Genomic DNA, 21,328 nt, shown 5'->3' with positions numbered 1-21,328 from the left:
TTCTCTCCTCAGTGTTCCCGGCGCACGACCTTGCCTTGCCCCGAACCGATCAGCGCCTGATCGCGTACGATCTCTCGCCCGCGCAGAAACACATTGGTCAGCCGGGCCTTGACGCTCCAGCCATCGAACGGCGTGTAAGCCGCGCGGGAAACCTGCTCGACGTCGGAGATGGAGCTGGATACGCGCGGATCGACGATCAGCAGGTCGGCGTCATAGCCGGTGGCGATGCGTCCCTTGTGCTTGCCAAGCCCGAAACGCTCGGCCGGATTGCGTGCGCACATCCGCACCACATCGGCATGAGTGATCAGCCCCTCGTCGACGAGCTTCAGCATCGCCTGCAGCAGCGTCTGCAATCCCGGCATGCCGCCGGGAATATCGGCGAAAGCGGCGTAGGCGGCCGCCTTCTCGGCCGGCGCATGCGGCGCGTGGTCGGTGGCGACGATGTCGATCAGTTCACCCTTCAGCGCCGCGCGCAAGGCCTCGACATCCTGCCGCGACCGCAACGGTGGCGAGCCTTTCAGCCTGGCGCCTTGCGTCTCGTAATCGTCGGCGGTGAAGAACAGGTTTTGCGGCGTCGTCTCGACGCTGGCGTCCGCCCGGTCGCGCAGCCGGCTCCAAGCCCCGACGCCCGGCTCCGAGTTGATCTGCCGGACATGGATGCGCGCGCCTGTCGCGGCGGCGGCAAGCACGGCGCGCGCAACGCCGCCGGCTTCGGCCAGCGGTGGCCGGCTGTCGAGAAAGGCGGCGATGGTGCCTGTCTTGTTGCGCTCATTGGCGCCGGTCAGCATCGATTGATCGCCCGGCGAAATGCCGATCAGCGTATCGGCATGGCCAAAATGTCTGAGCGCCTCGGCAACCGTGTCGAAATTCCGAAACAGGAAGGCCTCCGGAACATCGGCGGTGAACAATTCGAACGACACGGGCGAGAGATCGAGCAGGCCGGGAAGCAGCGACAAATCGCGGCTGACCACGGCCTGGAAGCCGACATCGACATGGAGCCGGCCTGCCGCCATGGCCATCTTGTCGGCGAGCTCTGCGGCGCTGGCCGTCCATGGCTCGTCGGTCGGCATGTCGAGCACCGTCGTTACCCCGCCAAGGGCTGCGGCATGGGTGCCCGAGAGAAAATCCTCCTTGTGCGTCAGGCCCGGCTCGCGCAGATGCGCATGCGCGTCGACCAGGCCGGGCAGCAACAGGCAGCCGGAAGCATCGAGAACCGTCGCGGCTTCAGCCGTTCCGCCGGGCGCCATCAGCGCCGCGATGCGGCCGCCGGCGATGCCGACATCGCGCCGCTCTTGCCTGTCGGCATTGACGACGGTCGCGCCTCTGATCAGCGTCTCGAACATCTCAGCTTCGCCGCTCGAAGCCGGCATGGTTCTCCAGCCAGAAGCGAGCGATGTCCTCGCGCCGCATGAAGGCGGCGGCCGGTTTCGACTTCACATGCTCGATCACCTCGCGCAGTCCCAATGCTCGGTTAGGCTGCCCCATCCAGCGCGCGTGAATGCCGATGGTCAGCATGCGCCCGCCGATTTCGTCGGCTTCGTCGAGCATGTAGTCGATGGCCGAGCGGCAGTCCTCGGCGAAGTCGCGCGGATTGCTGTAGCCCGGCGCGACGAGGTAGCGGCTGTCGTTGAGTGTCTTGGAATAGGGCACGACCAGGATCTCGGTGCCCTGGTGGTCGAGGAAATACGGCAGGTCGTCATTGCAGGGATCGGAGTGGTAGAGAAACCCGCCTTCGCGCACCAGCAGATCGCGCGTGTTGACGCTCGGCAATGAGCGGCAATTCCAGCCCAAAGGACGCCTGCCCATCAGTTTCTCGTAGAGCGCGATCGCTTCATGCAGCTGGCGCTCTTCCTCGTCGCGCTCCATCGTCGTGTAGTCGATCCAGCGCAAGCCATGGCCGAGCAGATCGTGCCCGCGCGCGTTCATCCATTCGGCCACCGCCGGGTTGCGCTCCAGCGCGACGGCGCAAGCGGAGACTGTGATCGGTATCTGGTAGCGGTCGAACAGCCGCGCCAGGCGCCACACGCCGGCGCGGCTGCCATATTCGAAATGCGTCTCGGTGCCGAGATCACGCACGGGCGGGCTGGACGTGAGATTGTACTCGCCCCAATTGTCGTTGCGGCCGTCCTCGAGCCAGGAGTACTCCGAGCCCTCTTCGTAATTGAGCACCAGATTGATGGCGAGCTTGACGCCGCCCGGCCAGGTCATAAAGGGCGGGTTCGGTCCATAGCCGACGAAGTCGCGCGGTTGCTGGAAATCGGTCGGCATCGGCTCTCCTCCTCAGGTCTCGTTGGCGGCGATCCAGTCGATATAGTCGTGGAAGGCCTGCCTCGCCGGCGTCGGCCGCCAGTTGGTATCGCGCTCGATGCGGGCAAGATCGTATTCGCCCCACATGCCGGTCTTCAGCGCTGCGTTCATGACGATGTTTGCCGTCTCGGCTGGGCTGATTTCGCTTTTCAGGCCGGGGAAGCGTTCGGCGGCCCAGCCGATGAAGTCGCCGACGGTCTGTGTGCCGCCGCTGCCGATATTGTAGTGGCGATAGCGCAAATTTTCGGCATCGAGCAGCGCCATGACAGCCTTGGCGACGTCGCTCGACAGCACATAGTCGCCGAGCGGCTCAAGACTGTTCGGCCGGATCGTCTCGTTGCTGAGCGCCATATGCGCGACCCGGTTCGGCAGATGGCGGACATTGCGGCTGCCGGTGACACGGTCCATCGGCCCGTAGACCGAGGACAGCCGGACCGAAATGGCGGACAGGCCGAACAGATCGGCGTAGCGGTTGGTGACCATTTCAGCGGCGAATTTCGAAATGCCGTAGAGCGTCAGCGGCGCGACATAGCCGTCCTCGGGCAACGGCTCGCCGCTCCAGTCAGGGCCGTTATGGCGATAGACCGAACCGGAGCTGACATAGACGAAACGCTTGATGCCGGGACGGCTGCGTGCCCATTCTAGCATCCGCACCGTGCCCATCAGATTGACGTCGACGATGGCGGCCGGATCGTTGGCCTCGGGTGGCTGCGTCGGGTCGCTCGGGCGCGAATTCGGCGTCACCGTCGCGCCATGGATGATCGCCGTGATGCCATGCGTGTCGAGCGCTGCCCCCCATTGCGCGGGGTCCAGTATGTCTGCGGTGAGCACGGTTAGGCGCTCCCTCACCGGCGCGAAGAACTTTTCCGCGATCGAGTCGAGGCCCGAGCGGTCGAGGATCACGGCGCGGGCTTGCGGATCACGATCCAGCCATTCGCGCGCCACCACGCTCATGACAAAGCCGGTACCGCCGGTGACGAGCAGCGTCATGGGAACTCCTTTGAAGTCGACTTGAAGAATTCAGCGCGTCGCATAGCCGCCATCCACGAGCATGTCGGAGCCGGTGACGAAGGACGCGTCCGACGACAAAAGGAAAGCGGCGGCCGCGGCGATCTCATCCGGCTCGGCAATTCGGCCGAGCAGATGCGCCGGTCCGAGTGTGGCATTGGCCGCCTCGAAATCCTTGAATCGGCGCAGCAATCGCGTCGTCGCCACCGCGCCCGGCGACAGACTGTTGACGCGCACCTTGTCAGCAGCGTGGTCGACCGCCATCGCCTTGGCGAGGTGGATCAGCCCGGCCTTGGCGGCGCAGTAGGCAACCGCTTGGGTGGTGGCGACGCGGCCGAACTGCGAGCCGATGAAGACAACCGAACCACCTCCGGTGGCTGCGATCAGCGGCACCGCGAACTTGCTCATCAGGAAGGCGCCGGTCAGGCCGACATCGAGCTCGCGCCGCCACGCGCTCTCGTCGAGATCGACGACGGTGGCGCTGGTCGACGGTGCGGCCGCGTTGTGTACCAGCCCGTCGAGCCGACCGAATTTCTGTCGCGCGAATTCGACTGCGGCCCGGGCGGAACCGCTATCCGTCACATCGCATTGGCAGGCAGCCGCCGAAGGGCCGAGCTTGTCGGCAAGTTGCGTCGCCGGTTCGAGATGATAGTCGGCGCAGACCACACTTGCGCCCTCGGCAATGCACCGCCTGGCGATCGCCGCGCCGATGCCGCTGGCGGCGCCCGCGATCAGGATGACGCTGTCTTGCAGGCGGCTCATAGCGGTGGTCATCAAACGCGCTCCTCGACGGTCTGCACGATATTCGCCGAGACCGGTCGGCGCAGCAGATTGTAGCAGGCGGCAAGCGTCACCAGAACCGCACCGCCGCCGAGCAGCAGGAACATCGCCGGTGCGCCCATATGCGCCATCAAGCCGGCGGAAACGCCGGGCGTCGCAACATTGCCGATCGAGTAGAGCAAAAGCAGCGTTCCGGAGGCGCCGACCATGTGCCGGCTGTGCAACTGCGAGGCGCCGAACGCCATCGCCACCGGATAGATCGTCAGCGCCGTGGCGCCATAGAGGAAGAACAGCACGAACAGCAGCGGTTCGGAGAAATTGCCGAGCCAGGCGATTGTGGCACACAGCGTGACCGACAGCAGACCTTGCGCCAGCAGGATGAGCCGCCGCTCGAACCGGTCCGACAGCCAGCCGACGGGCGTCTGCGCCAGCATGCCGGCAATGCTGATGGTGGTGACGAGCCCGACCGTCGTTCCCGCCGACAGCCCGATCTGGGTTCCGTAGATCGGCGTCAGCACGAAGATGTTCATGTTGGTGATGCCACCCTGGAAGATGGCGACGACCGTCACCGGCGCCAGCCGGAACAGCGCCAGCGGGCCGAGGCGCTTGACCGGCCCGCTCGCATGCTCTGGGTCGGGGATCGAGACAGGCAAAGCCGGCCAGCGTCCGCCGACGAATTTGGAAACCAGCGCCAGCAGCACCATCGCCGTCGCCACCGGGAACAGATGCGGCGACTGCGGCCCGACCAGCGCAACGAGGATCTGACCGAGCAGCACCGCGATCGCCGTCGTCAGCATGTACAGCGAGAACATCGCGCCGCGATTGTGCTGCTCGGCATAGAGGTTGATCCAGCTCTCGCAAACGACGAACAGCGACGCCATCGACAGCCCGCCGAGCAGGCGAAAGCAGATCCAGCTCGGCAGGAAATCGGTGAAGACGAAGCCCGCCGCAGCCAGCAGCGCCAGCGCCAGGATCACCACGAAGGTGCGCTCATGGCCGTAATGGGCGACCGCCGGGCGCGTGACCAGACAGCCGACGAGAAAGCCGACGGGATAGGCGGTGAGCACGATCTGGACGACATCGGGGGAAACACCGGGCTTGCCGAGGTGCAGCGAAACGGCGGTGGTCAGCATGGCGCTGCCGATGCAGGCGAGACAGATGCCGACCATGATCGGCAGCAAAGCGCGCGAGCGCTCTGCGTTTTGCCACAGCCGCATCGCGGATTGGGCGATCGACCTCATGGCTGCGCTGCTCCCCTGGCCGCGCCGACGCCGACGCCACCCCGAGCGAGAGGCTACACGGGGCAGCATTTGCTGCAAACGAAGATAGATACGGCTATGGCTTTGATTTTTTTGGCCATGCTGGCGACGGAAAGCGGCATCTTGGCCGCCGGCAGGGCTTTACAGCGGTTTTGTGCCGTCCATACCATGGGCAAGTTGCCGACATCGCGAGCTGCCGGATCGAAAGCAGCAGGGAGAAATTCCATGACGATCGAACGTCTTGAAAACGGCCAACGCTTCTGCCGGGTGCTCCGATACAATGGCACCGTGTATGTCGCGGGCCTGACGGCGGACGACCTTTCCGGCGATACCACGTCGCAAACCAAGCAGATCCTCGCCAAGATCGATGCCCTTCTGGCCAAGGCCGGCAGCGACAAGAGCAAAATCCTCAGCGCCCAGATCTGGCTGCGCGACATCGCCGATTTCGAGATGATGAACACGGCCTGGGATGCCTGGATCGACCGCAGCGCCATGCCGGTGCGCGCCACGGTGGAGGCGCGCCTCGCCGGCGACCAGTACCGCGTCGAGATCATGGTGACGGCGGCCGTCGGCTGAGGGCGGGCAAACGCAATGCATGAACTGGTCATCAAAGGTGGACGCGTCGCGCTCGACGACGGTTGGGCCGACTGCGACATCGGCATCGATGATGGCCGCATCTCAGCCATCGGCAATGGCCTGTCCGGCGAGACGCTGATCGATGCAGCCAAGCGCTGGGTCATGCCCGGCGGCATCGACGCCCACTGCCATCTCGACCAGCCAGTGTGGGGCGGCGCGGGCAATGCCGACGATTTCGAGTCCGGCACCATCTCTGCCGCTTTCGGCGGCACGACCTGCATCGTGCCGTTCGGCATGCCGGGTCCTGATATGTCGACGATCGGCGCCATCGATCGCACGCTCGATCGTGCCGCGGGCCGCGCGGTGATCGACTACGGTTTGCATGCGGTGGTGACGATGGGCACCGGCGCCGATGTTGAGCAGCAGCTCTCCGAACTTGCCGGCCGTGGCATCGCCTCGGTCAAGCTGTTCATGACCTACCAGGGCTTTGCCGTCGACGACGATCTCTTCTTCAAGGTGCTCGATACCGCTCACAATCTCGGCTGGATCGTCATGGTCCATGCCGAGAACGACGCCGCCATCCGGCGCACGCGCCAGCGGCTGATCGACCTCGGCCGCACCGACATCCGCTACCACGTCGTCGCCCACAGCGAGACCATGGAGCGTGAGGCGACGCACCGCGCTCTGGCCTTCGCGGAGATGACCGGCGCGCGCATGACCATCGTCCACGTCTCGTCCTGGCAATCGGCCGAGGAGGTGGCGCGGGCGCGCTCGCGCGGGGTCGACGCCATCGCCGAAACCTGCCCGCAATATCTCTTCATCGGTTCGGCCGACCTCGACCGCCCGGCAGTCGATGCCGCGCGCTTCGTCTTTTCGCCGCCGCCGCGTTCGCCGCGCAGCCATCAGCATTTGTGGCAGGCGCTGATCGACGGCGGCATCGATCTCTGGTCATCCGACCATTCGCCGTATTTCTTCGCCGACAAGATCGGCAAGGCGGAAACGCCTGGTTTCACTACCACACTCAGCGGCATTCCCGGTATCGAGACCCGTCTGCCACTTTTGTTCTCGGAGGGGCTGTTGACCGGCCGGCTGACGCTCGACCGCTATCTCGATCTCACCTCGCGCAATGCCGCCGCCATCTACGGGCTCGCCAATCGCAAGGGCAGCATAGCGGTCGGCCTCGATGCCGACCTGGCGCTGTGGGATCCCGAAGTGAGATGGACGCTCGGCCACGCCGCCCTGCATTCGCGCGTCGACTTCACACCTTATGAGGGCAGGACCGTCACCGGCAAGCCGACCAGCGTTCTGGTGCGCGGCGTGCCGGTGATCGCCGATGGCGTGCTGAAGGCAAAGCCGGGTTTCGGACAATTCCTGCCGCGCACCGCCGCCGATCCGGCCCGTTCGGGAAAACCAGTCGAGGAGACGACGCCATGGCTCGATGCCTGACCATAGCGGTCGCCCAGACCGGGCCGATCCAGCGCAGCGCAACGCGTGCCGAGACGGTCGGTCGCCTCGTGCATCTTCTGGAACAGGCTGCCGCCGCCGGCGCGGAGATCGCTGTCTTCCCCGAAATGGCACTGACCACCTTCTTCCCGCGCTGGCGCATCGACGATCAGGCCGAGATCGACGCTTTCTTCGAAAGCGCAATGCCTGGCCCGGAAACGCAGCGCCTCTACGATGCAGCGGCACGCCTCAAGGTCGGCTTTGCGCTCGGCTATTGCGAAATCGCGCAGGAGGACGGCCGCACGCGCCATTTCAACACTATGGACCTTGTCGGCCCGGACGGGCGCTTCATCGGCCGCTACCGCAAGATGCATGTGCCGGGCTCGGCCGAGCCGGAAGAAGGCACCACCACGCATCTGGAGCGGCGTTATTTCGAGCCAGGCAATCTCGGTTTCCCGGTCTTCGACTATGGTGGCGTTCGCGTTGGCATGGCGATCTGCAACGACCGCCGGTGGCCGGAGACTTACCGCATGCTGTGCCTCAACGGCGCCGAGGTGGTGCTGCTCGGCTACAACACGCCGCTTCTACTCGACGAGGCGCCGGCGCTGGCGCATCTCAGAATGTTCCACAACCATCTGCCGATGCAGGCCGGCGCCTACCAGAACACGCTTTGGGTAGCGGCCGCCGCCAAGGCCGGCCTCGAAGATGGCCAGGCTCTGATCGGCGGCTCCTGCATCATCGCACCGACCGGCGAGATGGCGGCGCAGGCGATTTCGCTCGGCGACGAAGTCATCGTCCATCGCGCCGACCTCGACCTCATCGCCATCTGCCGGAAGGTGAATTTCGACTTCGCACTCTATCGCCGCCCGGACCAGTATCGGCTCATCAGCGAGCCCGTCGGTTCGCATGTCTGACAGGAGCCGCGACCGATCCGCCGAGTGCACCGAGCCGCCGCTGGCCGTTCCACTATCGCTTGGCGAGATCGTCGAGAACGGGCTCTGCATCGGCTGTGGGCTCTGCCGGTCGCTCGCCGCTCCGCAAGAGATCGAGATGATCATGACGCCGGAGGGGCGGCTACGGCCGATCGCCCGCACGGCGCTCAGTCATTCGACCCTGACGCGGATCAACGCCGTTTGCCCGGGAACGCGCATTGCTGGGCCACCGCCATCGCAAACAGCTGCTGCCGCGCTGAACGATACTGTGTGGGGGCCTGCCGAGCGGCTCAGCCTCGGCTTTTCCGGCGACCCGGCAGTGCGGTTCCAGGCATCGAGCGGCGGAGTGCTGACGGCGCTCGGCCAGTTCCTGCTCACCTCTGGCCGCGTCAACTTCGTGCTCCATGTCTCGGCGTCGCAGACCGCGCCGATGCGCAGCGAGCGGCGGCTGAGCTTCGACGCCGCGTCCGTTCTCGAAGGTGCCGGCTCGCGCTACGGGCCGGTGGCGCCGCTTGAGGATTTCAGCGAGGTCCTCACTCGTGGCGAACCCTTCGCGCTCATCGCCAAGCCTTGCGACATCACCGCCGTGCGCAATCTGGCGCGTCACGATCCGCGCGTCGATGAGTTGATGCGCTATGCGCTCACCTTTGCTTGCGGTGGCGCTTCCGACCTGTCGAAATCGGAACAGGTGCTGCAGCGCTTCGGTCTCACCGAGGACGAGCTCGCGCTGTTCCGCTACCGGGGCTATGGCAATCCTGGCCTCAACCGGATCGAAACCAAGGACGGCCGCGCCTTCCAGCTCACCTACCGGCAGCTGTGGGAAGACGAGGACAAATGGATGATCCAGCCGCGCTGCAAGATCTGTCCCGACGCCATCGGTCAGGTTGCCGACATCGTCGCTACCGATGCCTGGTTGAATGGCGGGCCGGCGGTCGATGACGAAGCCCTCAACGGCATCATGGTGCGCACCGTGCGCGGCCTGGAACTGTTCGATGCGGCGGTTGCGGCCGGCGCATTGGCGATCAAGCGCGAGACCAGTTTTGTCGAACTCGGCGAGCTGCAGTCGCACCAGACGCGCAAGCGCCGCGCGGTGTGGGCCAGGCTGAAAGGCATCGAGATCGCCGGCAAGCCGGTGCCGGTCGTGACCGATCTTGCCCTGGAAGACTGCGCCCGGCAAAACACGCTGACCGGCAATCTCGCTGAGGGCCGCGGCGCCCGCGACCGCGCCAAACGCGGGCGGCTGGGTGAACCCCGACCGGTGCTGCGCGGCGAAGCCGTGAAGGGTGGATGTCCATGAGTGTCGCTGAAGAAACCGACGTGATCGTCATTGGCGGCGGCATGGCCGGCGCCGGCGCTGCCTTCGAGATCAGCCGCTCGGCCAAAGTGGTTCTGCTCGAGCGCGAAAACCATTGCGGCTACCACACCACCGGCCGCTCGGCGGCAAGCTTCACCGAAAACTACGGCAACGGCGTCATCCGCCGCATCGTGCTGGCCAGCCGCTCGTTCATGACCGAACCGCCGGCCGGCTTCTCTGATTATCCGCTGCTCAGCAAGCGCGGCATGATTACCGTGGCGCGCGCCGATCAGCTCGACCTTTTGCGCCAAGACCTGGAGGCAGCGCGGGCGTTGGTTCCATCGATCGTCGCCATGACGCCGGCCGAGGCGATCGCACGCGTGCCGGTGTTGCGCGCCGACTATCTGGCCGGCGCCTATATCGAACCGCATTCGATGGACATCGACGTCAACGGCCTGCACCAGGGTTTTTTGCGCGGCGCCCGCGCGCGCGGCGCCAGGATTGTCACCAATGCCGGCGTCAAGGCCATCGACCGACAAGGTGGCCAATGGCGGGTCGAAACCCCGGCGGGAACCTTCCTCGCGCCGCGCATCGTCAATGCCGCCGGTGCCTGGGGAGACGAGATCGCCGCCATGGCCGGCGTGCGCCCCGTCGGCCTGCAGCCGAAGCGCCGTACCGCCTTCAACATTCCAGCGCCGGCCGGCGTCGACATATCGGACTGGCCGCTGGTCCACGATGTCGGCGCCGAATTCTACTTCAAGCCCGACGCCGGGCAACTCTTCGTTTCCCCGGCCGATGCGACGCTGTCAGTGCCGATGGATGCCTATGCCGAGGACATCGATGTCGCCATCGGCGCCGAACGTCTCGAAAGAGCCACCACCATCGAGGTGCAACGTGTGTCGCGCTCCTGGGCTGGGCTCAGAACGTTTGTCGCCGACGGTTCGCCCGTTGTCGGACCCGATGACGAGGTGCCGGATTTCATCTGGCTGGTCGGGCAGGGCGGCTACGGCATCAAGACCTCGCCCGCTCTGTCACGCGTCTGCGCCAGCATGATTGCCGGTGGCGGCTTGCCGGACGATGTTGCCAGGCAAGGCGTGTCGCTGGCCGATCTCACGCCGCACCGGCTGCGCGAATCTCAACGCAAACAGGTTGCTTCATGAGCGATGCCGCACTGACGGCCGGCGGCCGGCTTGCGCAGAGCGTTCTCGACCGGCTAGCGCAAGCCACCACCGACGCGCCAGGGATAACCCGTGTCGCCTATGGCCCCGGCGAACGTTTTGCCCATCAACTGGTCCGGGACGAGGCCGAAAAACTGGGCGCTGCGGCTCGCGTCGATGCGGCCGGCAATCTCTATCTGACCCTCAGAGGGCGCGACCCCGATCTGCCGGCGATCGTCATCGGCTCGCATCTCGACAGCGTGCCGCATGGCGGCAATTTCGACGGCGCCGCCGGTGTCGTGGCCGGTTTGGCGGTGATGGCCGAGCTGGTCGGGCAAGGCATGCCGCGCGATGTGATCGTGTTGGTGACGCGCGCCGAGGAAGCGGTGTGGTTTCCGCTGTCCTATCCCGGCAGCCAGGCTGCGCTCGGCTTGCTTGACCCGGCAGCGCTGGATGCGAAACGGTCTGACAGTGGACGTTCCCTTGCGGATCACATGCGCGACGAAGGCTTCGACCCTGACGCCGTGCAGCGTGGCATACCAGGCATCGATGCCGGCCGCATCGCGGCCTTTGTCGAAGTGCATATCGAACAGGGTCCACGCCTGGTTTCCGCCGGCGTGCCGGTCGGCATCGTCACCGGCATTGCTGGCGGGTTCCGCCATGTCGATGCCAAATGTCTCGGCGTCTACGCCCATTCCGGCGCCGAGCCACGCTTTGCCCGGCATGACAGCGTGCTCGGCTTCGCCGATCTGGTCGCCGGCCTCGAAGCCGAATGGGACACGCTCGAGCGCGAGGGACACGAGGCCACCATTACCTTCGGCCGGGTGGAATCCGATCCGGGCCAGCATGGCGGCAGCCGCGTGCTCGGCGAAATCAGTTTTACGCTGGATGTGCGCAGCGCCAACGCCACCGTTCTGGAGCGGATCGAGGCACGGCTGCAGGCGCTGTTCGCCGAGATCGGTGCCAGGCGCGGCGTCAGCTTCGAAGCCGGACCGCGCTTCACCTGGGACCCAGCGACGATGTCGCCGACGCTGATTACAAGGCTGGACCGCGCTGCCGCTGATTTGCAGATGCAGGCGCCGCATGTGCCGAGCGGGGCAGGACATGACGCGGCCACCTTCGCGGGCGCCGATATTCCGATCGCCATGCTCTTCGTGCGCAACGAGAACGGCAGCCACAATCCGCATGAAGCGATGGAGATTGCCGATCTCGATCAGGCGATTCGCCTGCTCCTGCGTTTCGTTATCGACTTCGACAAGGACCAACCATGAACCTCGCCGCCTTGCTCGTCATCGACCTGCAGAACGAATACCGCCCAGGCGCTGCCTGGCCGGTCGTCGGCTATGACGCGGTGCTCGCCAATGCCGCCCGTCTGATCGAAGCCGCCCGTGCGGCCGGCATTCCGGTCATCCATGCGCAGGCCTGGGTGAAGCCGGAGGAACGCGCCGGCTATGCCAGGCAGGAAGAAATCCTGACCGAGGAATTCCGCTCGGCGGTGGCCGGCAGCGAAGGCGCCGACATCTGCGCCGAAGTGGCGGCGCTGCCCGGCGACATCGTCGTCCACAAGCATTGGCCGAGCGCCTTTCGCCGCACCGATCTTTCGACGCGGCTTGCCGACCTCAAGGTGGAAAACCTGATCGTCGCCGGCGTGCTGACCGACAGCTGCGTGACCGAGAGCGTCTTCGACGCAGTCTACCAGGGCTTTCGCGTCTGGCTGGTCAAGGACGCCTGCGGCAGCATGAGCGAGGCCATGCACCGCACCGGCATGCTCGACATGGCCAACCGGCTCTATGGCGGCGGCATATTGCGCATGCCTCAAGCGCTGAAGGCGCTCGCCGGTCAGAGCTTCGATGGCTGGCGCTGCACGCGGCCGGTCGAGTTCGTCTACACGCTGGAGACCGTCGACCTGCTCTACGAAGCGCTGTGATCGGCGCCGCAGCCGCAGGCGCCTTTGACGATCATCTTTGAAGCGGCGGGTTTGAGAACCGCGCCCGGCAGCGCACCGGTCGCCTTGCCGTCACTCCAGACGGACACGCCGTTGACAAAAACATGGTCGATGCCGGCGGCGGCCTGACGCGGCTTTTCGAAGGTCGCGGTGTCGATGATCGTCTTTGGATCGAAGATCGTCAGATCGGCAAAATTGCCGATCGCCAGCGTGCCGCGCTGCTCAATGCCGAATTCGCGCGCGGCCAGGCCCGTCATCCGGAACACCGCCTCCTCCAGGCTGAACAGGCCAACATCCCTGGCATAGTGGCCAAGCACGCGCGGAAACGTGCCCCACAGGCGCGGATGCGGGTGGATGTCGTGCGGCAAGCCGTCCGACCCGACCATGCTGCGCGGATGGGCAAGGATGGTGCGCACATCGTTTTCGTCGAGCTGGAAATAGACCGCACCCGCCGGCAGCAGCCGCTCGCCAGCCTCACGCTCCGTGCATTTCCATTCGCGGGCGATGTCGGCAATCTCGCGATTGGCCATTTCGGGATACGGCGTCGACCAGGTGATGAGCACCTTCAGTCCGGTGTCGCAGCGTTCCAGCCTGAGCACGGTCGAGCTCGCAGCATAGGGGTAGACATCCATGCCGATATCCATCGTCGCGCGTGCCCGGTCGATCCGCTTCAGCGAAGGACCGCTCTTGCCGAAATTGGCACGGCCCGTGCACTGGTGGTGCGAGATGAACAGCTTGCCGCCGGCATGGCCGGCAATGTCGATGGCTTCCTCGATCGCCTCGTCCATCGTCTCGAAATAGTTGCGTGTATGGGTGACATAAGGCCCGCCAAGACGTGCCGCCGTCGCCGCCAGCGCCTTGACTTCCTCGGTCGAGGAATTGACCGCCGGCGGATAGTCGAGCCCTGTGCTGAGACCGAAGGCGCCGTCGGCCATGGCCTCAGCGACTGCCTCTTGCATCGCCGCCGTCTCGACCTCGTTGGCCGGACGATCGGTCACCGGCATGCAGCGTTGGCGCAAGGTGGTGTGGCCGACGAGCAGCGCCGCGTTGGTGGCGATGCCGCGTTTCTTTAGTTCGGCGACATAGTCGGCAAAACGGTCGAAGCGGAAATTCTCCTGGCCGCCGACCAGCGTGAAGGGCGGCGGCGGTGCGCCGTCGAGAAGCAATGGCGCGAGGCTGATGCCGCAATTGCCGGCGATCACCGTCGTCACGCCCTGGCTGATCTTCGGCACCATGCCGTCGGGCGCCAGCAGCGCGCCGTCATCATGCGTGTGCACGTCGATGAAGCCCGGCGCGACGATCTTGCCCGCGGCGTCGATCTCCCGCGCGCCGCGTGCGTCGGCCAGGTTGCCAATGGCGGCGATCCTGTCGCCGTCGATGGCGAGGTCGGCCTCGAAGCGATGCGAACCGTCGCCCGAGATCAGCGTCGCATGGCGGATGACGAGATCGTATGGCATTGCTGTCAGCCGTCCGGATTGGCGGCGATCTCTTCGCGGCGGCGCGCGACATAGGCGTCGAGCTCCTCGCGGATCGCTGCGTCCATCACCGGCTCCTCGTAATCATGCAGCGCCTGCTGCCAGAGCTCTGTAGCGCGCTCCAGCGCATCCTTGCCGCCGGCTTCCTCCCAGGCGCCATGGTTCTGCCAGTTGGACAGCATCGGCTGATAGAAGGCGGTGGTGTAGCGCGACATGGTATGCTCGGCGCCGAAGAAATGGCCGCCGGCCGGCACCGACTTGATCGCTTCGAAGCCGAGATCGTCCTCCTGGAACGGCAGCGGCCGCAGGAACTCCATCATGTTCTGCAGGATTTCGACATCGAGCACGAGCTTTTCGTAGGACGCCGTCAGCCCGCCTTCCAGCCAGCCCGCCGCGTGATAGATCAGATTAGCGCCGCCGAGCACCGCTCCCCACGTCGCCATCTCGGTCTCGTAGGCCGCCTGCAGATCGACGACGTTCGAAGCGTTCGCGTTGGAGGTGCGGTAGGGCAGATTGTAGCGCCGCGCCAATTGCCCGGCGATGATGTTGGCCTTGGCGTTCTCCGGCGTGCCGAAGGCCGGCGCGCCCGACTTCATGTCGACATTGGAGGTGAAGGCGCCGTACATCACCGGCGTGCCCGGATTGACCAGCTGCGTCAGCACCACGCCGAACAGCGCTTCGGCATTCTGCTGGCAAAGGGCCGCCGCCAATGTCACCGGCGTCATCGCGCCCATCAGCGTGAACGGCGTCACCGTCACCGGCTGGCCGAACTCGGCCATGGCGATCAACCCTTCAGCCATCGCGTCGTCGAACAGGCGCGGCGAGTTGATCGAAATGATTGTCGTCACGCCGGGTGAGGCCCGCATCTCCTCGACGCTGATGCCGCGCGCGATCGCCATCATGTTGATGCCGTCCATCGCCCTGGCGCGGCCGATTGCCGTGCAGTGGAAGGAGAGATCGCTCAGCGTCAGATTGGCGTAATAGGTGTCCAGATGGCGCGAGTTGGCCGGCAGCTCCATCGGCGCCACCACCTGGTTGCCGATGATGTGGATGGCGTTGAAGTGGTGCGCCAGCCGGATGAAGTTCTGATAGTCGGGCAAATTGCCTTGGCGCCGGCCGTTGATGCGGTCATGTACATTGGGCGGACCGGCGACCAGCCCGAACACCAGGGAATTGCCGCCGAGATGCACCTGCTTTTGCGGGTTGCGGCTGGTCAGCGTGAAGGAGGACGGAACCGCTCGCAGCGTTTCGCGCACCAGGCTTTCGTCGATGCGGATGGTCGTATTCTCGCGGTCGACGATGGCCCCGGCGGCGGCGAACAGATCCATCACCCGCTCGCTCATCACGCGGATGCCGAGCTCCGACAGGATGCGCATCGAGGTGTCGTGCAGCTGCTGCATCCGCTCTTCGTCCAGCAACTGCATCGGCGGATAGGGGTTCTTCACATGCTGCCACGGCAGTTGCGCGATGCCGCCGCCGCTGCGCCCGAGCTTTGATCTGCGGCCACCGCCGCGCCTGTCCTGCGTCATCTCTCTTGTCCCCCTCGGCTTTAGTAGCCGCGCTCCGGATTGACGGTGTTTTCCAGCGGCCGACCGCTGCGGTAGCGCTTCAGATTGTCGGCGAACATGCGCACGGATTTGACGTCCCAGCCCTCGTAGACGGCCGCGCAATGCGGGGTGATGGCGACATTGTCGTAGCCCCACAAAGGATGGTCCGCCGGCAGCGGCTCGGCTGTGAAGACATCGAGCGCCGCGCCTTTGATCCGCTTACCGTCGAGGGCTTCGAGCAGTGCCGCTTCCTCGGTCACACCGCCGCGCGAAATATCGATGAGCACGGCGGATGGTTTCATTGCGGCGAAGGTCGCCTTGCCGATCAGGCCGCGCGTGCTGGCCAGCAGCGGCACGCAGCAGACGATGAAGTCGGCGCGACCGAGCAGAGCAAGCAGGGCATCCGGGTCGTGCACCTCGTCAAGGCTGGGCATCGGCTTCGGCCGGGCGCGGATGCCGAGTGTTTCCATGCCCATCGCCTTGGCGCGCTGGGCAATGGCCGTACCGGTCTTGCCGAGGCCGATGACGAGGACCGTCTTGCCTTCGATAGGCTCGACGCGGCCCCCGCCCCACTGGCGCGCCAGCTGGCGACGCTCGAAACCGCGCAGGTCGAGCGAGAAGGACAGCATGGCGCCCAGCGCATACTCCGCCAGCATGCCGGCGGCGACGCCGGCCGAATTGGTCACCGTGACGCGCGCCGGATCCCAACGTCCGAGATGATCGGTTCCCGAACCGCCGATCGATACCCACTTCACGGTCGGGCTCTCGACAAGAGCCTGGCGCGGAAAGCGCGGCGTGCCGTCGAAGCGGACGGTGTAGACCACCTCCGCGGCTGTCTGCTCGATCAGAGCCGGCAAAGCCGTATAGGTATCACAGGCGTGGACGGTGAGATCCGGGTGCGTCTCCCCAAGCACCGCCACCGCTGCGGCTGGCCGGTCGGTGTGCAGGATGACGGTGGGGTGAGCCGACATTGCGCGAGCCTCAGCCGCGGCCAATATGATCGGCCAGAGGGCCGAGCGCCGTCAGCAGCGCCTTGCCGCTTTCCAGCGTCGCATTCTCATGCGGCGCGCGCAGGTTCAGCCAGCGCTTGTCGCCGGAGCGCACCGCCAGCACCGCCTTCATCGCCGGGATCAGGCCGGCGTCCTGGATCACCTTGCGAAACGCCTTGATCGCGGCATCCGCTTCGCTGACGTCCTTGCCTGCGATGGTTGCGTCGTAAAGCGCCCGGATGGCCGCGGCGTTGAGATTGACCGTCGCCGAGATGCAGCCTGCAGCACCATTGGCGAGCCCCTTGGTCAGCTGCGCCTCGGAACTCGGAAACACGGCGACATTGGGTGCGGCGGCAATCACCGACGCCGTGTTGTTCCAGTCGCCGGCGCTGTCCTTGAAGGCGACGACCGTTTCGGGAAATGCCGCGCTCAGCCGGGCTGTCAAAGCCGGGCTGACCGGCACGCCGGAGTTCTGCGGGATATGGTAGAGGATCATCTTCAGCGCCGGGTTGGCTACCCGCGCGATCAGCTCGCTGTAGTAGCGCGCCTGGCCGTTGTCGCCGGCCGCGGTGTAGAAAAACGACGGCAGCACCATCACGCCGGCGCAGCCGAGGCCGACAGCATGCTTCGATAGCTCGACCGTTTCAGGCAATGCGGTGACGCCGGTACCGGGCATCATCCGGGCAGGCGAAATGCCGGCCTCGACCAGCCACTCAAGCGCCTGCATGCGTTCGCTCAGCGAGAGCGACAGCGCCTCGCCCGTGGTGCCGAAGGGCGACAGGAAATGCGCGCCCTGGTCCAGCACCCATTTGGCGTGCGAGATCCAGAGATCTCGGGCGATGCGGCCATCGTTCTCGAACGGCGTCAGGATCGGGGCGATGGTTCCTTGCGGGCGGGTCATGGATGTCCTCTATGCCTGATGTTGCGTGCAGTGCCTGGCCACCGCCTCTATGGTCCGGGCGAAATACGCCGACGCGGTGACGTCGAACAGTACATCGAAACCGGCTGGCGTGCGGAAGGTGACGGCTTCGATATGGCCGACGCGCGTCTGGGCGATATCTTCGGCGCTGAATTTGTTGGCGCGCAGATCGAGCGCGCAGAGCCGGCTCATCGCTTCGGCAACTGCGGGGCCGGAAAGGCGCATCCACGCCCAGCCTTCGTCGCGCCAGGATGAATAGCCCTTCGGCCCGGTGTCATTTTCCCAGGCGCTTCTGAGTTCGGCCAGCGCCTCATCGGCACTTTCGCCAAGCAGCAGGATATCCTCGTTGCCAAGCCGCAGTACGCGCAGGCCGCGATGACTGCCGATGCGGTTGATCGCGGGCAGGGAAACACCATACGCGGTGAGCCAGGCTGCGCTGCCGCCTCCCTTCAAGCCGAAACGCGGGGTGGCGGTGAGATCGGTTAGCGCAACAGTGCCGGACGGCAGCATTGTGCCTTGCGCGGCACCGCCTTGCATGATGGGAAATACAGGCATTGCGTCGAGGCCCGCCATCTACATTTCCTGCCGCGCATTGGTCGGGTCGAAGAAGGCGTGCCCAACCACAGGAACCTCGACCAGAGCGCCGTCGCGGCACTTCACCGTCACCCGGCTTCCCTCTGTGGCATCGTCGACATGGACATAGGCCAGCGCGATGTAAGAGCCGAGCGTTGGCGAAAAGCCGATCGAGGTGATCTGGCCGACGGGATCGTTGCCGCGCAGCGCCAGGCAGCTCTCGCCGGGTATGTCCCCGGCGCCGGCGGGAAATTGCAGGCCGACCAGCTTGCGCGATTGGCCGAGCCTCGCGCGCATTTCGATGGAGCGCTTGCCGACGAAGAACGGCTTCCTCTTCGAAACCGCCCAGCCGAAGCCGAGTTCGTCCGGCGTGGTGATCGCGTCCGTGTCCTGGCCGATCAGGATATGGCCTTTCTCCAGCCGCAGGATGCGCGACGCCTCCAGCCCATAGGGCGTGAGGCCATGCGGCTTGCCGGCTTCCATCACCGCATCCCACAGCGCCGGCGCCAGGCTGGACGGGCAATGCAATTCGAAGCTGAGTTCGCCGGTGAAGCCGATCCGCATCACCCGCACCGGCACGCCGGCGACAACGCCTTCGCGGCCGCTGAGATAGGGGAAGGCTTCGCGGCCGAAATCGATGTTGCTTTCCAGCGCCTCGAGCACCGACCGCGCCTTCGGGCCGGTGACGTTCAAGCCTGAGAACGCGCCGGTGAGATTGAGGACGTCGACCTTGAGCCGCCACTGCGCGTTCCAGAACAGCATGTCGGCATAGACGCGCGCGACGGCGCCTGTCGTGGCCGTGACATAGAAGCGATCGTCGGCCATGCGGTAGGCGACGCCGTCATCGACCACCGAGCCCATTTCGTTGAGCATCAGGCAATAGCGCACGCGCCCGACCGGCTGGTTGGCATGCGCCATGGTGTAGAGCCGGTCGAGGAATTCGCCGGCATCCGGTCCGCGCAGCTCCAGCTTGCCGAGCGTCGAGACGTCGAGCAGGCCGACGCCTTCGCGCACGGCCATGATCTCGTCGCGGACTGCCTTTTGCGCGCCCCTGGCATCGCCGTAGAAATAGGGCCGCCACCAGGCGCCGACCGGCTTCATCGCGGCGTTGAGCGCAAGGTGCCGGGCGTGCAGCGCCGTGCGCCGCTCCAGTGGTTCGTGATGGCCCGCAAGCACGCCGAGCGTCTCCGGTCCGACAGGCGGGCGCGCGGTGGTGATGCCGACTTCAGCCACCGTGCGGTCGGTGGCCTCGGCGACGATCCTTGCCGTCGCCAGCGCCGAATGGCGCCCCTGACTCGGGCCCATGCCGACGGTGGTGAAGCGCTTGACCAGTTCGATCTCGCGATAGCCGTCCTTGATCGCATTGTGCAGATCCTTGACCTGCAGATCCTCGTCGAAATCGACGAAGTCGCGACCTTTGGCATTGGCAAGGATCGGCTGCACATGAGCCGGGCAGGATGGTTTCGCTTTGCCGAGGACTGCGTCTTGTGCAACCACATGGCCGAGCCGCTGCAATGCGATCGATGCCGAACGACGGGCGCCGGCAACAGCGCCCTCCAGACCATTGTCTCCGGCAACGGAGCCGGCAAGCTGTACTGATCCCCGCGCCGGCATGAGCGACATCGAGCCGATGCCGGCATCGTACCCGACCTTGGCGCCTGCCTGACACGGCAGCTGCCACGCCGGCACCTCGCCAACGGAGATCGTCAGCAGGTCGCATTCGACCCAGCGCCCGCCGATGCGAACGCGGGCAAGGTGTCCGCCGCGGCCTTCGGCGGCATCGATCGTCACCGCCTTCTGGATTGCCACGCCCTTGCCATGCAGTTCCGCTTCGAACGGGCCAGGCAGACCGCCAACGCGCGGATCGACGACCAGCATGACCGAGACGCCGGCCTCGACCAGATCGAGCGCGACGGCATAGCCTTCGTCATTGCCGGTCAGCACAACTGCCTTTTGCCCCGGGCGCACACCATAGTGGCGGATCAGCCGTTGCGCCGCGCTGCCGAGCATGATCCCCGGCAGATCATTGTTGCGGAAGATAGCGGGCTGCCCGATCGCGCCGGTGGCAAGGATGACCTCGCGCGCTCGTGTGCGATAGAGCCGGTCGCCCTGGATCAGCGGCAGCCAATTGTCCTCATACCAGCCATTGCAGAGCGTGCCCGTCATGATCCGCAGATTGGGCAGCGCCTCGAGACGCGCCGTCAGGTCCGCAAGCATTGCCGGGTCGTGGCGGCCATAGGTCAGCGACCCGCCGACCTCCGGGTTCTCATCGCAAAGCACGACGTCGGCACCCCCTTCGGCGGCGGCGATCGCGGCATTCAGCCCGGCCGGACCGGCACCGACCACCAGCACATCGCAGTGAAGATGCGACTTGTCGAAATGCCGGTGCGCAGCCTTGGTGTCAACGACGCCGAGCCCGGCCTTGCGGCGGATCATCGGCTCCCAGAATTTCAGCCAGCTGTCGCGGCGCGGGCCTATGAAGGTGCGGTAGTAGAAGCCGACCGGCAGGAAGCGCCCCAGCCTGTCGATGATCGCATCGCGGTCATGCGCGAGCGAGCCGTTGACGTTCTGTGCGCTGACCTGCAGGCCGTCGCTGACCGGCGTGCGGTCGGCGGCGACATTCGGCTCAGACGGCAGTTGCACCAGGGTGTTGGCTTCGGCGCCGTTCATGCTGAAGACGCCGCGCGGGCGATGGTATTTGAACGAGCGCGACAGCATCCATTGCCCCGACGCGGCGAGCGCGCTGGCGATGGAGTCGCCGGCATAGGCTTCGAAGCCTTTGCCTTCGAAGCTGAAGCGCAGCGGGCGCGTCCGGTCGATCCTGGTGCCGAAAGGAGCGGGCAGGCGGTTCATGATTGGCCGCTGCGTTGCGAGGCATCGAAGGTGCGAATGATCTCGTTGCTGACGAGATCGCGCTCGGCGAGGAAAAAGTAATTGCTCGGCACGTGCCGCCACCACTCGACCACAACGCCTTTGCGGTTCTCGGCGCGGAACAGATGCCGCGACCAGTCGGCGTCGGCGGTCACCGCTGGATCGAGCGTCTCGCGCACCGGTCCGAACGACTGGAACTCGTCTATGTTGCGCGGGCCATTCATCGGGCAGGTCAAGATTTTCATCGTCAGTG

General features: G+C 65.7%; 20 protein-coding genes. 7 read left to right on the top strand and 13 right to left on the bottom strand.

Annotated elements, in window-relative coordinates; genetic code table 11:
- Positions 1–8: 8 nt before the first annotated feature.
- The 6 genes from H0241_RS28135 to H0241_RS28110 are packed head-to-tail and all read right to left on the bottom strand — an operon-like array spanning position 9 to position 5,581.
- On the bottom strand, positions 9–1,370 hold the full coding sequence (locus tag H0241_RS28135; RefSeq protein ID WP_235984524.1) for a dihydroorotase: 1,362 nt from the start codon (positions 1,368–1,370) through the stop codon (positions 9–11).
- Entirely contained in the window at positions 1,345–2,268 is a 924-nt protein-coding gene (locus tag H0241_RS28130; RefSeq protein WP_181061036.1) for an allantoinase PuuE, read from the bottom strand. Before H0241_RS28130 ends, H0241_RS28135 begins: the two co-directional genes overlap by 26 nt.
- Before the next feature lie 12 nt (positions 2,269–2,280).
- The gene (locus tag H0241_RS28125) at positions 2,281–3,297 is read right to left on the bottom strand and encodes an NAD-dependent epimerase/dehydratase family protein (protein ID WP_181061035.1); all 1,017 of its coding nucleotides are present in this window, start codon (positions 3,295–3,297) and stop codon (positions 2,281–2,283) included.
- A gap of 30 nt (positions 3,298–3,327) precedes the next feature.
- A complete protein-coding gene (locus H0241_RS28120) occupies positions 3,328–4,089 on the bottom strand; it encodes an SDR family NAD(P)-dependent oxidoreductase (protein WP_181061034.1) in 762 nt (253 codons plus the stop codon).
- A complete protein-coding gene (locus H0241_RS28115) occupies positions 4,089–5,336 on the bottom strand; it encodes an MFS transporter (protein WP_181061033.1) in 1,248 nt (415 codons plus the stop codon). Before H0241_RS28115 ends, H0241_RS28120 begins: the two co-directional genes overlap by 1 nt.
- A gap of 53 nt (positions 5,337–5,389) precedes the next feature.
- Positions 5,390–5,581, bottom strand: a complete 192-nt coding sequence (locus tag H0241_RS28110; RefSeq protein WP_181061032.1) for a hypothetical protein — start codon at positions 5,579–5,581, stop codon at positions 5,390–5,392.
- Here H0241_RS28110 and H0241_RS28105 point away from each other — a divergent pair.
- The 7 genes from H0241_RS28105 to H0241_RS28075 are packed head-to-tail and all read left to right on the top strand — an operon-like array spanning position 5,580 to position 12,683.
- A complete protein-coding gene (locus H0241_RS28105) occupies positions 5,580–5,930 on the top strand; it encodes a RidA family protein (RefSeq protein ID WP_181061031.1) in 351 nt (116 codons plus the stop codon). The genes H0241_RS28110 and H0241_RS28105 overlap by 2 nt on opposite strands.
- Positions 5,931–5,945: 15 nt before the next feature.
- Entirely contained in the window at positions 5,946–7,376 is a 1,431-nt protein-coding gene (gene hydA, locus H0241_RS28100) for a dihydropyrimidinase (RefSeq protein WP_181061030.1), read from the top strand.
- A complete protein-coding gene (locus tag H0241_RS28095) occupies positions 7,361–8,287 on the top strand; it encodes a nitrilase-related carbon-nitrogen hydrolase (RefSeq protein WP_181061029.1) in 927 nt (308 codons plus the stop codon). The genes hydA and H0241_RS28095 overlap by 16 nt, the downstream gene beginning before the upstream one ends.
- Positions 8,280–9,602 carry a Coenzyme F420 hydrogenase/dehydrogenase, beta subunit C-terminal domain gene (locus tag H0241_RS28090; RefSeq protein ID WP_181061028.1) on the top strand — a complete coding sequence of 441 codons (1,323 nt, stop codon included), beginning with the start codon at positions 8,280–8,282 and terminating at the stop codon, positions 9,600–9,602. The genes H0241_RS28095 and H0241_RS28090 overlap by 8 nt, the downstream gene beginning before the upstream one ends.
- Positions 9,599–10,759, top strand: a complete 1,161-nt coding sequence (locus H0241_RS28085) for an NAD(P)/FAD-dependent oxidoreductase (RefSeq protein WP_181061027.1) — start codon at positions 9,599–9,601, stop codon at positions 10,757–10,759. The genes H0241_RS28090 and H0241_RS28085 overlap by 4 nt, the downstream gene beginning before the upstream one ends.
- Positions 10,756–12,027 carry a Zn-dependent hydrolase gene (locus tag H0241_RS28080; RefSeq protein ID WP_181061026.1) on the top strand — a complete coding sequence of 424 codons (1,272 nt, stop codon included), beginning with the start codon at positions 10,756–10,758 and terminating at the stop codon, positions 12,025–12,027. The genes H0241_RS28085 and H0241_RS28080 overlap by 4 nt, the downstream gene beginning before the upstream one ends.
- On the top strand, positions 12,024–12,683 hold the full coding sequence (locus H0241_RS28075; RefSeq protein ID WP_181061025.1) for a cysteine hydrolase family protein: 660 nt from the start codon (positions 12,024–12,026) through the stop codon (positions 12,681–12,683). Before H0241_RS28080 ends, H0241_RS28075 begins: the two co-directional genes overlap by 4 nt.
- On the opposite strand, the gene H0241_RS28070 is transcribed toward H0241_RS28075, so the two are convergent.
- From H0241_RS28070 to H0241_RS28040, 7 genes are read right to left on the bottom strand one after another with little or no spacing between them, the layout of a single operon-like run.
- Positions 12,668–14,158 (bottom strand): N-acyl-D-amino-acid deacylase family protein, encoded by a 1,491-nt coding sequence (locus H0241_RS28070; protein WP_181061024.1) that lies wholly within the window; start codon positions 14,156–14,158, stop codon positions 12,668–12,670. The genes H0241_RS28075 and H0241_RS28070 overlap by 16 nt on opposite strands.
- A 5-nt stretch (positions 14,159–14,163) precedes the next feature.
- A complete protein-coding gene (locus H0241_RS28065) occupies positions 14,164–15,705 on the bottom strand; it encodes a trimethylamine methyltransferase family protein (protein ID WP_181061023.1) in 1,542 nt (513 codons plus the stop codon).
- Between the two features lie 20 nt (positions 15,706–15,725).
- A complete protein-coding gene (locus tag H0241_RS28060) occupies positions 15,726–16,694 on the bottom strand; it encodes a D-2-hydroxyacid dehydrogenase (protein ID WP_181061022.1) in 969 nt (322 codons plus the stop codon).
- A gap of 10 nt (positions 16,695–16,704) precedes the next feature.
- Entirely contained in the window at positions 16,705–17,613 is a 909-nt protein-coding gene (locus H0241_RS28055; RefSeq protein ID WP_181061021.1) for a dihydrodipicolinate synthase family protein, read from the bottom strand.
- Positions 17,614–17,622: 9 nt separating this feature from the next.
- Positions 17,623–18,204: an aminomethyltransferase family protein gene (locus tag H0241_RS28050; RefSeq protein ID WP_181061020.1), complete on the bottom strand. Its 582-nt coding sequence runs from the start codon at positions 18,202–18,204 to the stop codon at positions 17,623–17,625.
- Positions 18,205–21,057 (bottom strand): 2Fe-2S iron-sulfur cluster-binding protein, encoded by a 2,853-nt coding sequence (locus H0241_RS28045; protein ID WP_181061019.1) that lies wholly within the window; start codon positions 21,055–21,057, stop codon positions 18,205–18,207.
- Positions 21,054–21,320, bottom strand: coding sequence for a sarcosine oxidase subunit delta (locus H0241_RS28040; RefSeq protein ID WP_181061018.1), 267 nt, complete (start codon positions 21,318–21,320; stop codon positions 21,054–21,056). The genes H0241_RS28045 and H0241_RS28040 overlap by 4 nt, the downstream gene beginning before the upstream one ends.
- Positions 21,321–21,328 lie beyond the last annotated feature (8 nt).

Source organism: Mesorhizobium neociceri, from assembly GCF_013520985.1.
GTDB classification, from domain to species: Bacteria; Pseudomonadota; Alphaproteobacteria; order Rhizobiales; family Rhizobiaceae; genus Mesorhizobium; species Mesorhizobium neociceri.
The sequence above is the reverse complement of the archived record's forward strand: the minus strand, read 5'-3'. Positions and strand labels throughout refer to the sequence as shown.

Coding starts and splice junctions, on each gene's coding strand:
- H0241_RS28135 (WP_235984524.1), bottom strand. CDS start 1,370: ATGCCGGCTTCGAGCGGCGAAGCTGAGATGTTCGAGACGCTGATCAGA.
- H0241_RS28130 (WP_181061036.1), bottom strand. CDS start 2,268: ATGCCGACCGATTTCCAGCAACCGCGCGACTTCGTCGGCTATGGACCG.
- H0241_RS28125 (WP_181061035.1), bottom strand. CDS start 3,297: ATGACGCTGCTCGTCACCGGCGGTACCGGCTTTGTCATGAGCGTGGTG.
- H0241_RS28120 (WP_181061034.1), bottom strand. CDS start 4,089: ATGACCACCGCTATGAGCCGCCTGCAAGACAGCGTCATCCTGATCGCG.
- H0241_RS28115 (WP_181061033.1), bottom strand. CDS start 5,336: ATGAGGTCGATCGCCCAATCCGCGATGCGGCTGTGGCAAAACGCAGAG.
- H0241_RS28105 (WP_181061031.1), top strand. CDS start 5,580: ATGACGATCGAACGTCTTGAAAACGGCCAACGCTTCTGCCGGGTGCTC.
- H0241_RS28110 (WP_181061032.1), bottom strand. CDS start 5,581: ATGGAATTTCTCCCTGCTGCTTTCGATCCGGCAGCTCGCGATGTCGGC.
- hydA (WP_181061030.1), top strand. CDS start 5,946: ATGCATGAACTGGTCATCAAAGGTGGACGCGTCGCGCTCGACGACGGT.
- H0241_RS28095 (WP_181061029.1), top strand. CDS start 7,361: ATGGCTCGATGCCTGACCATAGCGGTCGCCCAGACCGGGCCGATCCAG.
- H0241_RS28090 (WP_181061028.1), top strand. CDS start 8,280: ATGTCTGACAGGAGCCGCGACCGATCCGCCGAGTGCACCGAGCCGCCG.
- H0241_RS28085 (WP_181061027.1), top strand. CDS start 9,599: ATGAGTGTCGCTGAAGAAACCGACGTGATCGTCATTGGCGGCGGCATG.
- H0241_RS28080 (WP_181061026.1), top strand. CDS start 10,756: ATGAGCGATGCCGCACTGACGGCCGGCGGCCGGCTTGCGCAGAGCGTT.
- H0241_RS28075 (WP_181061025.1), top strand. CDS start 12,024: ATGAACCTCGCCGCCTTGCTCGTCATCGACCTGCAGAACGAATACCGC.
- H0241_RS28070 (WP_181061024.1), bottom strand. CDS start 14,158: ATGCCATACGATCTCGTCATCCGCCATGCGACGCTGATCTCGGGCGAC.
- H0241_RS28065 (WP_181061023.1), bottom strand. CDS start 15,705: ATGACGCAGGACAGGCGCGGCGGTGGCCGCAGATCAAAGCTCGGGCGC.
- H0241_RS28060 (WP_181061022.1), bottom strand. CDS start 16,694: ATGTCGGCTCACCCCACCGTCATCCTGCACACCGACCGGCCAGCCGCA.
- H0241_RS28055 (WP_181061021.1), bottom strand. CDS start 17,613: ATGACCCGCCCGCAAGGAACCATCGCCCCGATCCTGACGCCGTTCGAG.
- H0241_RS28050 (WP_181061020.1), bottom strand. CDS start 18,204: ATGGCGGGCCTCGACGCAATGCCTGTATTTCCCATCATGCAAGGCGGT.
- H0241_RS28045 (WP_181061019.1), bottom strand. CDS start 21,057: ATGAACCGCCTGCCCGCTCCTTTCGGCACCAGGATCGACCGGACGCGC.
- H0241_RS28040 (WP_181061018.1), bottom strand. CDS start 21,320: ATGAAAATCTTGACCTGCCCGATGAATGGCCCGCGCAACATAGACGAG.